This is a genomic window from Cognatundibacterium jejuense (assembly GCF_014284255.1).
In the GTDB taxonomy this organism is placed as follows: domain Bacteria; phylum Pseudomonadota; class Gammaproteobacteria; order Burkholderiales; family Burkholderiaceae_D; genus Undibacterium; species Undibacterium jejuense.
In genome coordinates, this window is record NZ_JACOFV010000021.1 from 26,545 (window position 1) to 42,810 (window position 16,266).

The window sequence follows — 16,266 nt, forward strand, 5'->3', positions numbered from 1 at the left end:
GTAATAACAATGTTGCGGTAATTTACTTATTTTCTGGAGCTTAAAATGCAAGAAATGAACATGATGGAAGTTGAGCAAGTTGGTGGTGGTTTTATTTTGGAATTGCTGTTGGCAGTTGCATTTTATCTCTACGCAACTGAATCTGGCATCGCTAGCGCAAGCTAATCAGTACGTTCACTGACGTAGAGCGTCAGATTGAATATGCAAGCCTTGTTTCTTTTTTGCAGCAAGGTCTGCTCATCACTTCAACAAAAAGTCGGCATGAAATTCCCAACATCTAGAACTTGCTATTCGCTTTTAAGTTTTCTCGTACCCTTAGCATTACCGTCCATTGTTAAGGCCCAAAACGAAGAAGCCGTACCGCAGTCAGTCACCGTTGCTTCGACAAGAGATCCTCAGTGGATGTCATATCGCAAAGCACATTACACCCTAGAGTGGCTTGAATCTTACCCGAAACCTAAGAATTTCATTAGGTTGACTTTTCAGCTGTGGCCGAAAGATTTAAACGAGTCAACCGAAGGCGTGCAATTCGAATTGGTCGGCGAAAAAACGAGAATGCTTTTGCCATTCGAACCTGGCTTGCATGTCACGATTCCAAAACTCAAAGAAGCTTACGAGGAAGACGCAGAATTCAGAATAAATCGGCGAGCTGGGACATATTTTTTTCAGAATACTGGATCAATTAAATTAAATGCTAACGGCGTGTACCCAGTAAAGGAATTGCGCGTGGCCTGCAATCAATTACTGTCTGTATTACGCGATGGAAGCATTAAGTATAGATTGCAATATATTGGAAAAGATTGCAAAGGGATAGAGTTCAGCTATCCAAAAACCATGGGAAATCCATCTATTTTTTTTCGAGATTCAGAAGGTAAATTAACTAAATTAGATAAATTAATACCTAGCTCAAAAAGATCCGAAGTAGGAGTTTTATATAAATTCCCAACTGAAGCTGACACTGGGGAAATTATTACCGAAACTACACCGCTTTTAATTGGTGGACTGTTTGAGTGAAGCGTAAAGACTGCAAAAAAAATATTTCTCACACTTTGTCACAGCCTTTATCCTCTGTCTCACTCTTATATTAGGAAGATATGGAAAGCTAGTCTACACACGAGCAATCCATTGCCTATTCACTGACTATCCTAAATCTGCAATAGCTTTCGGCAAGAAAATCCGAAACGCCGGAGAGTCTGTGCTGAGCTTCCTAAACACGGCAATTTCAGGCTCTGTAGCCTGGCTGAGGTACGCGGTCTGAATGGTTCATTGCTCATCGTCAGACAAGGTGTTGAACTTCTCCCAAGCCATCGCTTTCGCATTTTTTGCATCTTGGATTTTTGCGGCGCCTGCTTTTTCTCGTTCTGCTTCGGCATCCTTAACTGCCTTGCGCTTCGCCTGTTTTTCCGCCTCTTTGTTTTTGGCATTCAACTTTTCCTCGTGCCATCCTTCTTTAATCGCGGCAGTGAAGAATTGATTGGACTCAGTGGATTGATGCAAATAGAAATAAAAGACAATCAGCACTTTTATACATTTGATTTTTCATTGCCTGGAAGTTGATACAGGCGTGTGAAGCTTCATTAAATTGCCGTTAGCAATCGTGATTGGCGGGTTGCCCCTCCCAAAATTTTGGACGCTCCTGCTTATCGCATTTAAAAGCATTCTGTCATAGCAAATTGACGCTTGGTCTCATGTGCCTCGCCCTCCCATTTTTCGTGGATTAAAGTGACATCACCCCAACACGAAATTGAAAGGAAAAATCATGAACCTCAGCGCTAATATGGATGCCGTAGTCATCGCCACGATTGCTCTCGTCATGTTGAGTAATTTGTTACGTGTGATTGCAGGATAAAACGATCATGCTCACATTTTTGATCTGGCTGATGTTGTTTGTATTTTGCTGGCCGCTCGCACTAATGGCAATCATTCTCTACCCATTGATATGGTTGCTGCTACTACCTCTGCGGATACTAGGAATAGCAGTAGATGGCGTCTTCGAGTTACTGCTTGCGATAGTGCGTTTGCCAGCAAAAATGGTGAATAGTTTGTTGTGATCAGGATAGTGATCACAACAACAAATCACTACAAACAAAGCAACTCGCATTGCTGAAAATAGGATAGCTTTGAATGATTAGTGTACGTGATTAAAAATCTCGTGCAGCTCCTCAAAACAGTCCTCTAATTCGTCATGAGATAGGCCCAGAAAATCTGTGGCCAGTTGACCGCCTTTTTCCCATTCAGCAAGTGTTTCTTCACCATGGTATTTGTGGATGCTGTATTCAGCGACCAATGCCAAAGCAATCAAGGAACGGACCGTTTCTGAGGTCGCGCCATCATTCAGCACCTCGTAATCATGATGCAACAGAATAGCGGTAGATACCTCTTCAGGCAAACCCCAGGTACGCGCCATCAAAGCCCCAATCGAAGTATGGCTGGTGCTATGACGCTGTTGTTCTGTTTCGGTAAATTTATGCTCGAATTGTTGAGAGGCAATATCCAAAGTTTGCTGATAGTCTGGAAAACGTTCCATCAACAAGGGAATGCCGATGTCGCAAAACAGGCCAAAAGTATGCGCCATATCGGCAGAACAAATGCGCATCTGCCCGGCAAGATGCGACATTGCTTGTGCCCTTTTAGAAGAAAAATCCCAAAACTTAACCAATGACACTTTTTCTACTTGCACAGATTGCCGCGCGATAATGCCGGTCATCAACAAACCACATTGGCGCATTCCGAGCAGGTTCACGGCATGTTCGACTGAACTCGCTTTCAAACGCAAACCAAAAAACGATGAATTTGTCAGCTTCAACAGCGAGGCCGCCAATGCAACGTCGTTAGCAATAGTTGCTGCCAGACGCCGTGGATCGGGTTCCTTGCATGCCAATTCGGTTTGCACATCAATTAACATGCTGGGACGTGGTGGAATACGGATCGTTTTGATCAAAGAATCAACGGATTGATCATTGGCAGCGGAGGAAATGCTCGAAGGTGTCATGTTAAAACGAAGAAAGGGTCATTTCTGGCGAGCAGCATTTTAACGTATCCATTACTGTGAAGAAATTTATTGCTAATGGAAACCCAGCGTAATCAAGGAAAGCTAACGATGCTTAACATTTCGTTGGCATCACTAATCCGTCCTTGATCATAGCCCTGAACAATAGCACAACTTTATTTAACTGGAATGACGGTAGAGTGATCAACAGCGACTGCAGTCACACTATTTTTAGGTGAGCCGTCCACCAGTTTATCTGAGTATGTCAGATAAACCAAGGCGTTACGCTTTTGATCCACCATGCGAACAATACGCAATTTTTTGAACAAGATCGATAAGCTTTGATTGAAAACTTCTTCTTCCTGCTTCAATGGTCCCGTAAAACTAATAGGGCCGACCTGACGGCAGGCAATTGACGCTTCCGACTTGTCCTCGGCCAAACCTAAACCACCAGAAATACCGCCCGTTTTCGCCCGTGATACGTAGCAAGTAATCCCGTTGACTTTAGGATCATCATAAGCCTCAACCACCACTTTATGATCTGGGCCTATCAATTTAAATGCGGTATCGACACTACCAATATTTTCTGCACTCACCAACTGGGTGCTGGCAACAAATAATGACGCAAACAACGTAACAACCTGAACTGCTGATTTCATATTTATCACCATTTTCTGTTTTCCAATGAAGGAGTGGTATCTCGTCCGTTTTACTTATTCAATCTGGAATGTCGTTTGCTATAGATAAAATAAATAGCGACCGCCACTGACATCCAGATAAAGAATACCTTGAATGTGGTGTCGGACAAGTCTTTTAAAATATACAAACAAGCAAAAATACTCAAACCAGGAATCAGATACGGTCCAAATGGCACGCGAAAGCCGTCGCTGCCATGACCTATACCTTTACTTCGAATCACTGGTACCGCCGATGACACAACGATAAACGCAACCAAGGTACCCATACTGACCATGTCCCACAAGAAGGTAGAATCGACCAGACCAGCAACTATGGCCACCGCGATACAAACCAGTACTGTATTGACAACAGGTGCTCTGGTACGTGGATTGACGACTTGGAATGAGGACGGAATCAAACCATCTTTACTGATCGCATACAAAATCCGGCTTTGACCGTAAATAGTCACCAGCGTTACGCTGAACACCGAAATCACTGCTCCCGCAGATAAAATCAGGGCAGGCCATGCTTTGCCTGTGACGTTTTGCAAAATCACTGCCAGACCGGCTTCCTGGCCTTCAAATAAATTTGCTGGCTGTGCACCAACTGCAGCAACAGCAACTAGCATGTAAAACACCGTCACTACAATCAGCGCAGCCATAATGCCGAGCGGCACGTTACGCTTAGGATCCTTGACCTCGGCACCTGCAGTGGCCACTGTATCGAGACCAATAAATGAGAAAAACACAGTACCCGCAGCGGCAGTCACACCAGCCATGCCCGCCATGCCCTTGCTGTTATCCGTATTAAAAAACGGAGTGAAATGCTCAATATTAAAACCCGAGAAAGCAATCACTGAAAAAAAGATCAATATAACCAGTTTAATCATCACCATAATCGCATTCACGGTTGCCGACTCTTTGGCTCCACGCAAAAGCAAAATACAACAAATGGCGACCAAGGCGACCGGGGGAAGATTGAATTGTCCGGGATGTATTTCAACACCATGGGGGCCTGAAACAACCATAGGCGAACGTAATATTTCCGGAATTTGCCAACCAATCGCATTCTGCAAAAAATTATTGAGATAAGCCGACCAGCCGATCGCAGTCGCACTCGCAGCCAGACCATATTCAAGCAGCAAGCAAGCGGCCACCACAAACGCCGCAAACTCACCCACTGTCGCATACGCAAATGAATAAGAAGAACCGGATGCCGGTATCCGTGCTGCCAGTTCGGAATAACATAAAGCAGTCAAACCGGCAGTCATGGCCGCAATTAAAAATGACAAAATGACAGAAGGCCCTGCTTTGGGGACCGCTTCAACCATAGTAAAGAAAATACCGGTACCGATCGTGGCTCCGACACCTATCATCGTCAGGGAAAATATGCCTAAGGACCGGTGCAGACTGTTTTGCTGTTGATCTTCAGAAATAATGTCATGTGCTTCAACCGCCTTGGTGCGCGTTAATTGCTGTAAAAATGATGGTTGTCTCAAGATCTATCCTTGTTCTTATGTTCAATGCTGATGTTCAAGTTCAGGTGAATAAATGAATGTGCGTTTTAAGAGGCGCTTTCATTCATACTATGTACCACTTACGAACGCAGAATATACGTAACAATGTCATAGAACCGACAAAAATTCAGTCAATCCAACCTAAGGCTGACTGGCTTGATGCCTGAAGTATTTCATTTGTGTTACACCAAAACCGCAATCATAGCGGTAAATTTCCTTAGGATGCTGATCGACGACCTATTTTTAAGGTCTTTCGTCGATGCGCGCACCACAAGCACCTGGAATGCGACATTGTCTTTCAAAAAAATTGCGGTTCAACTAATTTACAGGTATGTGCTGATCCAGTGCCCATCGCACATGCTCTTGTACTATCTCCGAGGGATGAGAAAGTCTGGCTGTCAAAGCAGCAACGATCTCCGCATCACCACGCATTGTGCTTGCCGCATTGCCAAGACCGACCGCGATATTGCGTAGCCAGCGCTCGTGCCCGATACGGCGGATGGGACTGCCCTCCATCATTCGCAGAAACTGTTCTTCTGTCCATTGCAATAAATGTACCATCCGCGCATGATCAAGGCCATGTCTTACCTCGAAATCGTCAACCGCCGCCTCTTGTGCAAACTTATTCCAAGGGCAGAATAATTGACAATCGTCACAACCATAGACGCGATTACCGATCAGGGGACGCAATTCAAGGGGAATACTGCCATGCAATTCTATCGTCAGGTACGAAACGCAACGTCGCGCATCAACCTGATACGGTGCCACAATTGCCTTGGTCGGGCAAACATCCATACATGATTGGCATTGACCGCAATGGTCAGCTACCGGAGGATCCACTGGCAGCGGAATATCAATCAGTATTTCGCCTAAAAAAAACATCGAGCCCGCTTCACGACTTAATAGCAAGCTATGCTTACCACGCCAGCCCAGACCGGATTTTTCAGCCAGCGCCACTTCCATCACCGGTGCGGAATCGGTAAACACCCGATAGCCAAATTCGCCTACCTCCGCTTTGATTTTGTCGGCGAGCTGTTGCAGCCTGGTTCGTAATACTTTGTGATAGTCGCGCCCACGCGCGTACACTGAAATAACTGCGGTATCGGGAGCATGTTTTTTTTCCGCTTCCCGCCATTGTTCAGCCGAAGGCAAATAATTCATGCGTGCCGAAATCACGCGTACTGTGCCTGGCACTAATTCGTCAGGACGGCTGCGCTTGGTACCATGGGATGCCATATACGCCATCTCGCCATGGTAACCGGCGTCCAGCCATTGCTGTAATTCGGCTTCCGCATGACTTAAATCGACATCAGCGATACGAACTTCAGCAAAGCCGAACTCCTTACCCCAACGCTTTATTTGCATCGATAAATCAGCTAATGCTTGTTCATTCAAGTTCACGCTTTACACTCCGGCGGATACACAAGGGCTGGGCAATATGCTATGTTTAGCGAATTCATGGATAGAGGTCAGGCTGGAAATGTCACATTATAAAACTACACTGCACGATGAAGCTGCAACTCAGGCATTAGGTAAGTGTCTTGCGCATCACCTAAGTCCTGGCATGAGCATTTTTTTGCACGGTGATCTGGGTGCTGGCAAAACTTCACTGACCCGCTCTTTGATTCACGCTGCGGGTTATACAGGTACTGTCAAAAGTCCAACTTATACGCTGGCAGAGCCATATGCTGTACAAATCAAAGGTCAGGCAAGCACTATTATGCATTTTGACCTATACCGGATGATCAGTGCAGAAGAATTTACCGAAGCAGGCTTCAGAGAAGAGTTTAACGAAAAGAATGTTTGCATCGTTGAATGGCCTGAAAAAGCCGATGGTCTGCTACCCGAACCCGATTTGCATGTATTTTTAAGCGTCAAAGGCGACGGTCGTGAGGTAGAATTGCGGGCGTTGTCAGTCAAAGGTACCGCATGTCTCGCATCACTCCAATTTGCCCCGAATCTGTAAGCACAGAATTTAATCCTGACGCCACCGCAGCCAGCGCCACGCGCCTGGCAAAAACACGCCGCACTTTCATCAAAGCGGGTGGCACTTTACTGCTCTCAGTCTTTGTTCCGCAAGTGTCACAAGCCGCAAAAATCCTCGCAGTGCGCGTCTGGCCAGCCGAAGACTACACGCGTGTTACTTTGGAAAATGACAGTGAGCTGGTGACCAATTATTTTACGGTCAAAAATCCAGAGCGTTTGGTGGTCGATATAGAAGGTCTGGAACTTAATCCAACCTTAAAAGAGTTGGTCGCCAAAATTCAATCGAATGACCCGTATATCAAACAAGTCAGAGTCGGTCAAAATAAACCGAATGTGGTTCGTCTGGTATTCGACCTGAAAGAAGAAGTCAGCCCGCAGGTATTTACGCTACAACCTGTAGGTACTTACAAGCATCGCCTGGTATTTGATCTGTATCCGGCATCGGCACCAGATCCGATTATGGCAATGATAGAAAAAGGCGAATGGCAAAGCGACAACAAGCCAACTCAAGTTGCTCCAACGATCCCGAACGTCAATCCGCCGCTCGCCAATGTTCCAAAGCACGATACATCGACTACGATTGCCAGGAACGATAGCAAAGCAGAAGCAAAGATTGACCCCAAATTCGAACCTAAACCAGAACCCAAAGCCGATTTCCCCCCCCAGGAAAAATCAGCATCTAACGGCCGCATGATTACGATTGCGATTGATCCTGGCCACGGTGGCGAAGACCCGGGTGCGACCGGCCGCGGTGGCAACCGTGAAAAAGACGTGGTGCTGTCGATCGCTAAACGTTTAAAAGCCAAAATTGAACAACAACCAAATATGCGCGTCATGTTGACCCGCGATGCAGATTTTTTTGTTCCGTTGAATGTCAGGGTGCAAAAAGCACGTGCGGTGCAGGCCGATTTGTTTATGTCCGTCCACGCTGATGCATTTGTGAATTCTTCCGCACAAGGCTCGTCGGTTTTTGTCTTGTCTGACAAAGGTGCCAGCTCTGCCGCCGCACGCTGGCTAGCAGACAATGAAAATGCTGCCGATCTGATTGGTGGCGTCAATATCAAGAGCCACGACAAACAACTCGCCAGCGTCTTACTCGATTTGTCTACCACCGCACAGATTAATGACAGTTTAAAACTCGGCAAAGTCGTTTTATCAGAAATCAGCGGTATCAATAAGCTGCATAAAGGCTCTGTAGAACAAGCTGGTTTTGCAGTATTAAAAGCGCCAGATATCCCTAGTATTTTGATTGAAACTGCGTTTATTTCGAATCCGGAAGAAGAAGCCAAACTGACAGATGACGCCTATCAGGATCAAATGGCTGAGGCGATATTGAAAGGGGTCAAAAAATATTTCTCGCGTAATCCGCCGCTGGCGAAGAGTCGATTTACCTGATCTTCGTCGCTGATCATAGAAAAAAAAGCCCGGCTTGTGAACTGCAAACCCGGGCTTTTTTATTCAATCGTAGCAGATGAATCGCAAGCCACACCTGCAGCAATCCAACGTCTGACCCGCCGCGCAAACCAACTCTGCCAACGTAACGGCAGCCACACGAGATACGTTGAAGGCTGAATCAACATGCCGCAACGGTACATCTTCTGCGATTCATCCCACACCAACGCCTGACAACGACCAGTGCGTTGCCACAAAAAAAATAGCGCCACCGGACAAGGTTCGGCAGCGCAACAAACGCCGCAGCCGTTACAAGGCTGCCCGACTTCAGGCTTATCTGGCGCATACTGGTGCAGCCAGATCAGCTTGGAAGAAGTCGTCATGTTTTTCAAGATTGACCTGATAGCAATGTCGATACGTTGATATCGATACTTCGGAAGGGTGACACCCACCCTACAAAATCAGGATGTACGACGGAAACCCGTCAACAACTTCCACAGCGTACCCAATACCACCGGAATAATCGCCACACCGACGCCAAATAAAACGATGGTATTCAAATGATCACGAATCATTGGGATATTGCCAAAGAAATAGCCGCACAAGACCAAAGAAAAAATCCACAACAAAGCGCCAAGCACATTGAATGTCTGGAAAGTTTTGTGCGTCATATCAGAAATGCCGGCAACAAACGGCGCAAACGTTCTGACGATAGGAATAAAGCGCGCCAGCACCACGGTTTTACCGCCATGCTTTTCATAGAATTCATGCGTCTTCATCAGGGCGTTTTTATCTAGCCAACTGTAATTCTTTTCCAGAATTTTATGACCAATCAGACTACCTATCCAATAATTGACCGTATTGCCCAAAATTGACGCAAGTAAGAATAAAACAATGATGCCCCAGACGTTCAAAGAACCGGTAGCACTGAACGTGCCGGCGATGAACAATAAAGAATCACCAGGTAAAAACGGAAAAATAACAAACGCCGTTTCGCAAAAAATAATTACAAATAAGACAAAATAGACCAATGTCCCATATTGCTTGATTACCGCATCCAGCATTTTGTCGACATGCAAGATCATGTCAAATAATTGCATTAAATCCATTATCATCCTAGTCAATGAAGCCGACGCAATCATACACTATGGCGTATTACGCGCAAGCACAGACAGGTATAATCGGGGGATGAATACGAATTTACCTGCTTACCGGCCTATCCAGGCCCTGCCCGACAACCTGATTTCCCAGATCGCCGCTGGCGAAGTGGTAGAACGTCCGTCTGCCGTGGTCAAAGAAGTATTAGAAAACGCCTTGGATGCCGGTGCGACCAATATCACGATTCGCCTCGAAGAAGGCGGCGTCAAACGTATCGCCATTTGTGACAACGGGCGCGGCATACCGCCAGAGCAATTACCATTGGCAGTAGCGCGTCATGCCACCTCCAAAATATCGTCGCTGACTGAATTAGAAAATGTCGCCACCTTAGGTTTTCGTGGTGAGGCGTTGGCATCGATTGCCTCGGTGTCTTTGCTCACACTGACGACGCGCACCGCCGACGCGCCGCATGCGTGGCAAATCGAAGCCGGTAAAATTTCGCCCGCTTCTGGCGCTATTGGCACCACCGTTGACGTACAAGACCTGTACTACAACACCCCGGCGCGACGTAAATTTTTAAAATCAGAACAAACTGAATTTGGTCATTGTGCCGAAGTTGTGCGCCGAATTGCATTAGCGCGACCAGACGTCTCATTTTCATTGACCCACAATGGCAAAGCCGTCGACCACTGGAATGTCAGCGCGATTGATAAGCGTAGCGCGCAGATTCTGGGCGATGCGTTTTCCAGCGCCCGTTTGCCACTTGATGAAAGCGCTGGCCCTTTACGTGTACATGGCTTTGTCGGTTTGCCAACGGCCTCACGTGGGCGTGCCGATGCCCAGTTTTTTTATGTTAACGGCCGTTTTGTCCGCGATAAATTGTTGACCCACGCCGTGCGCGCTGCCTATCAGGATGTGCTGCATGGCGACCGCTATCCATCCTATGTATTGGCGCTCGATTTAGATCCGGCATTGGTGGACGTCAATGTACACCCCTCTAAAATTGAAGTACGTTTTCGCGATAGCCGCGCCGTGCATCAGTTTGTATTTCATGCCGTCAGCCGTGCATTAGCGCAAACCTCGGCCACGGCATTTGGTACAGTACCTGCGCCAGCCACGGCGGCATCTGCAACTGCCGTCCTGTCAGGTAAAACGCCGTGGATTGCTGGTGAGCAAACCACATTCGCCAGCCAATTTGCGACACCTTCACCGTATGCGGGAAATAATGGATCCGGCTTTGGTGGCAGTCAGAACTACAATCATTTTGGCAGCAAGAATGAACATGGCGTCGCCCAAAGCTTGCAAAGCTATGGTGCGTTTTTCAAGAGTGACAACACCAATAACTCCTTTGATGCTCCTTCAGCGGCATTAGCGCCATTAGCGCCAACCAGCACGTTGCCAGAAGATGATCATCCACTCGGCTTTGCACTGGCACAGCTGCATGGTGTCTATGTGCTGGCACAAAACAGCAAAGGCCTGGTGTTGGTGGACATGCATGCGGCACATGAACGCATCTTGTACGAGCAACTCAAAAACGCGCTCGATGAGAACGCCATGCCCGTTCAGCCCATGCTGATTCCGGTCACGTTTTATGCCGACGCCGTTGAAGTTGGCACCGTCGAAGAGCATCAGGAGACCCTCAAAACTCTGGGCTTTGATATGAGCGCCATTTCGCCCACCACATTGGCAGTGCGTGCCGTACCCGCGTTACTCAAAAACGCCGACGCCCAATCACTGGCACGCGATGTCTTGCGCGAAGTGCGTGAATTTGGCGGCTCGCGAGTGTTGATCGATCGCCGCAATGAATTGCTTGGCACCCTCGCCTGCCATACCGCGGTACGCGCCAATCGCAGCCTCACCGTGCCAGAAATGAACGCCCTGTTGCGCCAGATGGAACACACCGAACGCGCCGACCAATGCAATCACGGTCGCCCAACCTGGGTGCAATTGGGTATGAATGACCTCGATAAAATGTTTTTACGTGGGCAGTAAATCACCACGTTAGCACCTTCACGCCGCCCTGCACCGTTAATGCAGGGCGGCAGTTTCATACAGAAAGTCAGCATCATGAACCAGGCCAAAGTCATCGCCATCATGGGCCCTACCGCATCGGGTAAAACCGCTGCTGCCTTAGAAATCGCCAAGCATATTCCATCCGAAATTATCTCGGTGGATTCGGCATTGGTGTATCGCGATATGAATATAGGCACCGCCAAACCCAGTGCCGAAGAACTGGCCAGCGCACCACATCATTTGATCGACATCATCGATCCGGCAGAATCGTATTCCGTCGCGCAATTTCGTAAAGATACCGAACGCTTAGTCCAGGACATACAATCCCGTGGCAAGTTGCCCATCTTAGTCGGCGGCACCATGATGTATTTCAATGCCTTAAAAAATGGCCTGGACGACCTACCTGGCGCCGACCCGGCAATCCGCGCCGAACTCGATGCCGAAGCCGAACGCATAGGCGTACCCGGCCTGCATGCCCGCCTGGCAGAAATCGATCCCGACACCGCGGCACGCTTAAAACCCAACGATAGCCAGCGCATACAACGCGCCTTAGAAATCTATGCCATCGCCGGCGAAACCATGTCGACCTTGTTCGCCCGCCAAACCAAAGCAGGCCCCGCCTTTGATATGCTCGCCGTATCCTTAGAACCGTCTGATCGCAGCGTCTTACACCAGCGTATCGCGCTACGCTTTGATCTGATGCTTCAAAACGGCTTTATCGATGAAGTGAAAATGCTCAAGCAACGGCCAGCGCTACACGCCAATTTGCCATCGATACGCTGCGTCGGTTATCGCCAGGCCTGGGACTATCTCGACCAACTGATCAGCTACGACGACATGCGCGAACGCGGCATCATCGCCACCCGCCAACTGGCCAAACGCCAGCTCACCTGGCTACGTTCCATGCCAGAACGCATCGTCATCGACTGCCTGAGCCCCAATCCACCAGCGCAGATTCTGCAATTAGCGCAACAGCAACTTGACCTGCCAGCAACGAAATAAATCAGAGATAAAGCTTGTCTTTTTAAATATTCGCAGGCGTTTTCAGCAAAAAGATGGACCTCAGTATTGACACCACAAGCGCATCCTGCCATAATCTCAGGCTTCTTGGTGATATAGCTCAGTTGGTTAGAGCACAGCACTCATAATGCTGGGGTCGGTGGTTCAAGTCCACCTATCACCACCAGAATTTCGTTCTGACTAGTTCAGTAACGTACAAAAAACCCGCTTCTAGCTTAGGCTACAGCGGGTTTTTTGTTCTCTACGGTATTTTAACGTTCGTTGAAATCCGCAACTTTTGACGGTATATTTGACGGTATATTGTCATACCTTCAAAACCGATAGGCGGGGGAATCAGCGCCAACACTTTTTGAATTCTTAGAGATATCCAATAGCTCGTTTAGATTTTTATTAATTTCCGTCATCTATTAGTTCCCCAAAATATATTATTAATCATTATCTAAAAAAAACGCATCAAACATGCATCTTCGTTATCACCATCAAATGCAATAAGTAGTGATCCATGTCTTTACTTGATAAAGCTATGACTCACATAGATTTTTAATGTACTGTGACTTTTCGCTTTGTTGCTTTCTGGTTGCAAGATGAAGCTAACATGAAGGCATTTATTAGTATTTTATAATTTCACGATAAAATTGCGTCTATTCAGAACTGAGAAATCTCGGTTCTATATCTTCGGTTCTATATCCCATCTCATCTCATGGCTCCATCGTGAAAATTATTAAAATAAGTGCAATAACTCTGGTCTTGATTTCGATTGCCGCTGGAGCGGCGTTTTATTATCGGGGCAAGTCAGCCAACGTGCCTGAGGGTTCCGTCGTTGCGTCGTCGAATGATGTGGTACTTGAGAATCAATTGAAAGAGGTCCTCGCCAATTACCGCAAGATCATTGTTCTGGTGGCGGACGAGGAGAAGATGTCTAAGCCGGAATTGGCGGCGAGTGTCAACGTCGGTCAACAAGTGTTTCATGAGAATCAGGACAAAATAACTGCCCTGAAAAACGCGCTAGATAAGCTCTTTACGTCCGCTGATGCCAAGCGTTTTGAGACCATCAATCGTTTGCTGGATTACGTTGAGTCTGACAACAGCTTGTTTGACGCTGATCGCCTTGCGTTTAAAGAAGTGCTGACTTCGCTGCAAAGCTCGGTAACTAAAGATAGCTCGCTGACGGCGATCAAAATGCATAAGCGCATTTCTGAGGATCTGGATGCGTTAAATGAAATCGAGCGCAATTACGAAAAAGAATTGGGACAGATCTTCGGTCATTTTGATCAGCGCGGGATCGTTCTGAAACGTGAGAAATGGGACGCTTATGTTGCGCATCTGAAGGAGCAATATTCGCGTGAGAAAATCCTCAAGGACTACGGCACGGTGCTCCCTGCCCCCGTCAAAGATGACCCCACTGACGCCGACAGCAAAAAGGCTGAACGTGAAATCTTCGGCGACAAGCTGCCACCAAAAACGATCGCACTGACTTTTGATGATGGCCCGCACAAACAATACACCGAAGAAATCGCTGCGATTCTTAAACAATATGAAGCGCCAGCGGTCTTCTTTAATGTTGGTCAAAATCTGGGTACGGTCAATGCGGATGGCACCGCGACGCTGGCAGCAACAGCCAAGATCAGTCAGAAGCTACGTGATGCAGGCTTTGTCATTGGCAATCATAGTTTCTCTCATGCCCAGTTATCCAAATTAAGCGGCGACTCGCTGAACAAAGAAATTTTTAATACGGATGCCTTGTTGAAGAGCATGGATACGAATCGCTCGCCGCTCTTCCGCTTCCCGTATGGTGCACACAATCAGGAAGGTCTGCAAGCCCTGGAAAAAGCGCATCTGCAATCGGTGATGTGGAATATTGATTCGCTGGACTGGGCTGATCCCATTCCTAGTTCGATTGCGGATCGTGTTTTAAAAGCAGTTGAGAAGCAAGGCCACGGCATCATTCTGTTCCACGATATTCATGACCGCGCAGTCAAGGCGCTGCCTGTGATTATGGACAAATTGGTCGCTGATGGCTATAAGTTTGCCGGCTGGGATGGCAGCACATTTACGGTCGCTAAAAGCGAAAAAGCAGCCCCAGAAAAAGTCTCTGTCAGCGCAGGTTATAGCAACTCTTGGGCGATGGTGATTGGCATTAATGACTACGCGAAATGGCCTAAGCTGCAATATGCGGTACAAGATGCGCAGGGTGTGCGTCAAATCCTGATTGAGAAACTTGGCTTCCCTGCTGATCATGTGTTCTCGCTCCAAAATGGCGAGGCGACACGTAACGGAATTTTGGCGGCCTTCCATGATCGGCTGGCAAATTCTAGTATTCAAAAAAATGACCGGATTTTTGTCTTTTTTGCGGGTCATGGGGCAACTCGTAAGTTAAGTTCTGGACGCGATCTGGGCTACATCGTTCCGGTGGATTCTGATCCGAATGAATTTGCCGCTGATGCGATTCCGATGACGGAGATTCAAAATATCTCAGAAAGCCTGACCTCGAAGCACGTGCTCTTTGTGATGGATGCGTGTTACAGCGGGCTGGGATTAACCCGTGGCGGGGCTTCTAACTACCTGCGTGATAACGCCAAGCGTATCGGTCGCCAGATGTTGACAGCAGGCGGCACCGATCAAATGGTGGCAGACGGCGGGCCCAATGGTCATTCGGTATTTACCTGGACCTTGATGCAAGGATTGTCTGGTAAAGCCGATTTGAATGGTGACGGCATTATCACGGCAACCGAGCTTGCCGCTTACGTGGCGCCAGCAGTAGCGGCGGTATCAAAGCAAACGCCTGCTTTTGGTAGCTTGCCAGGATCTGAAGGTGGCGATTTTGTATTTGAATTACCGGTTGAAACGGAATACCTCAATACCTCTACGGCACAACTGTCCAATGACGCGATTGCGCTCAATAGCAAACTCGATTCAAGCAGACCTGAAGCCATTGCTGACAGCAAAAACACTGGTGCGAAATCAGCGCCAGTCGTCAAGATTAAAGATTTACAGGGCACGGTACAAACCATCGTTACACCTGTTGCCATCCCCGTCTCTGCCCGGCAAATGGCACAGCATGCGAATGATCGTGGGCTGCAGTTTTACAAAGAAAAGCACTACGATGAAGCCGAAGCACAATTTACGGAAGCATTAAAACTGCGCCCTGACTTTGCCCTTGCCGCCAACAATCTGGGCTTTGTTTATTACAAGCGCGAAAAATACGCCGAGGCGGCACGCTGGTTTGAAAACACCGTCAAAATCGATCCGTCGCGTGCGATTGCGTATCTGAATTTGGGCGATTCCTACTTCCATGTGGGGGATAACGCCAAAGCGAAAAAAGCATATCAGACCTATCTGGAATTAAACCCCAATTCACCCTCTGCGACCTATGCGAAACAGCAGATAGAAAAGCTCTGATAAATAGCTACCCTTCTTTCCAAAAAGCCACAGGTGGCGACCCTACCTGTGGTTATTATTTCATAAATATTTCTCTCACGATCAAACATTGTTAAATTTCTGATTGAAACTTATTTTACAAAAAAATCTGATATATACTGCCGACCATTGTCTCGATGACAATGAATGAAATTTC

At 47.4% G+C, this 16,266-nt stretch carries 14 protein-coding genes and 1 tRNA gene; 8 read left to right on the forward strand and 7 right to left on the reverse strand.

Annotation, left to right across the window (positions count from 1 at the left end; translation table 11 throughout):
• The first annotated feature begins 201 nt into the window (after positions 1-201).
• Positions 202-1,014 (forward strand): hypothetical protein, encoded by an 813-nt coding sequence (locus tag H8K32_RS18290; RefSeq protein ID WP_222613185.1) that lies wholly within the window; start codon positions 202-204, stop codon positions 1,012-1,014.
• Between the two features lie 249 nt (positions 1,015-1,263).
• Here the strand turns inward: H8K32_RS18290 and H8K32_RS18295 are convergent, their stop codons facing one another.
• Positions 1,264-1,428, reverse strand: coding sequence for a hypothetical protein (locus H8K32_RS18295; protein ID WP_186914007.1), 165 nt, complete (start codon positions 1,426-1,428; stop codon positions 1,264-1,266).
• 428 nt (positions 1,429-1,856) lie between these two features.
• Between H8K32_RS18295 and H8K32_RS18300 the strand changes: the two genes are divergently transcribed.
• Entirely contained in the window at positions 1,857-2,051 is a 195-nt protein-coding gene (locus H8K32_RS18300) for a hypothetical protein (RefSeq protein WP_186914008.1), read from the forward strand.
• 77 nt (positions 2,052-2,128) lie between these two features.
• On the opposite strand, the gene H8K32_RS18305 is transcribed toward H8K32_RS18300, so the two are convergent.
• The 4 genes from H8K32_RS18305 to queG all read right to left on the reverse strand — a co-directional run bounded on the left by H8K32_RS18305 (position 2,129) and on the right by queG (position 6,584).
• The gene (locus tag H8K32_RS18305; protein ID WP_186914009.1) at positions 2,129-2,992 is read right to left on the reverse strand and encodes an HDOD domain-containing protein; all 864 of its coding nucleotides are present in this window, start codon (positions 2,990-2,992) and stop codon (positions 2,129-2,131) included.
• A 173-nt stretch (positions 2,993-3,165) separates the two neighbouring features.
• Positions 3,166-3,648: a CreA family protein gene (locus H8K32_RS18310; RefSeq protein ID WP_186914010.1), complete on the reverse strand. Its 483-nt coding sequence runs from the start codon at positions 3,646-3,648 to the stop codon at positions 3,166-3,168.
• A 50-nt stretch (positions 3,649-3,698) separates the two neighbouring features.
• On the reverse strand, positions 3,699-5,165 hold the full coding sequence (locus tag H8K32_RS18315; RefSeq protein ID WP_186914011.1) for an APC family permease: 1,467 nt from the start codon (positions 5,163-5,165) through the stop codon (positions 3,699-3,701).
• Between the two features lie 336 nt (positions 5,166-5,501).
• Positions 5,502-6,584 carry a tRNA epoxyqueuosine(34) reductase QueG gene (gene queG, locus H8K32_RS18320; RefSeq protein WP_390312331.1) on the reverse strand — a complete coding sequence of 361 codons (1,083 nt, stop codon included), beginning with the start codon at positions 6,582-6,584 and terminating at the stop codon, positions 5,502-5,504.
• 79 nt (positions 6,585-6,663) lie between these two features.
• Here queG and tsaE point away from each other — a divergent pair, with 79 nt between their 5' ends.
• Both tsaE and H8K32_RS18330 read left to right on the forward strand, forming a co-directional pair.
• Positions 6,664-7,149, forward strand: a complete 486-nt coding sequence (gene tsaE / locus H8K32_RS18325; RefSeq protein ID WP_186914012.1) for a tRNA (adenosine(37)-N6)-threonylcarbamoyltransferase complex ATPase subunit type 1 TsaE — start codon at positions 6,664-6,666, stop codon at positions 7,147-7,149.
• The gene (locus H8K32_RS18330) at positions 7,113-8,564 is read left to right on the forward strand and encodes an N-acetylmuramoyl-L-alanine amidase (RefSeq protein WP_186914013.1); all 1,452 of its coding nucleotides are present in this window, start codon (positions 7,113-7,115) and stop codon (positions 8,562-8,564) included. Before tsaE ends, H8K32_RS18330 begins: the two co-directional genes overlap by 37 nt.
• Before the next feature lie 59 nt (positions 8,565-8,623).
• On the opposite strand, the gene H8K32_RS18335 is transcribed toward H8K32_RS18330, so the two are convergent.
• Positions 8,624-8,944: a hypothetical protein gene (locus H8K32_RS18335; protein WP_186914014.1), complete on the reverse strand. Its 321-nt coding sequence runs from the start codon at positions 8,942-8,944 to the stop codon at positions 8,624-8,626.
• 78 nt (positions 8,945-9,022) lie between these two features.
• Positions 9,023-9,670, reverse strand: a complete 648-nt coding sequence (locus H8K32_RS18340) for a VTT domain-containing protein (protein WP_186914015.1) — start codon at positions 9,668-9,670, stop codon at positions 9,023-9,025.
• 79 nt (positions 9,671-9,749) lie between these two features.
• On the opposite strand from H8K32_RS18340, the gene mutL reads away from it, so the two are divergent.
• The 4 genes from mutL to H8K32_RS18360 all read left to right on the forward strand — a co-directional run bounded on the left by mutL (position 9,750) and on the right by H8K32_RS18360 (position 16,091).
• A complete protein-coding gene (gene mutL, locus H8K32_RS18345; RefSeq protein ID WP_186914016.1) occupies positions 9,750-11,651 on the forward strand; it encodes a DNA mismatch repair endonuclease MutL in 1,902 nt (633 codons plus the stop codon).
• Between the two features lie 75 nt (positions 11,652-11,726).
• Positions 11,727-12,674 carry a tRNA (adenosine(37)-N6)-dimethylallyltransferase MiaA gene (miaA, locus tag H8K32_RS18350; RefSeq protein ID WP_186914017.1) on the forward strand — a complete coding sequence of 316 codons (948 nt, stop codon included), beginning with the start codon at positions 11,727-11,729 and terminating at the stop codon, positions 12,672-12,674.
• Positions 12,675-12,781: 107 nt separating this feature from the next.
• A tRNA-Met gene (locus H8K32_RS18355) sits at positions 12,782-12,858 on the forward strand.
• A 545-nt stretch (positions 12,859-13,403) separates the two neighbouring features.
• On the forward strand, positions 13,404-16,091 hold the full coding sequence (locus H8K32_RS18360; RefSeq protein WP_343068074.1) for a polysaccharide deacetylase family protein: 2,688 nt from the start codon (positions 13,404-13,406) through the stop codon (positions 16,089-16,091).
• Positions 16,092-16,266: the final 175 nt, after the last annotated feature.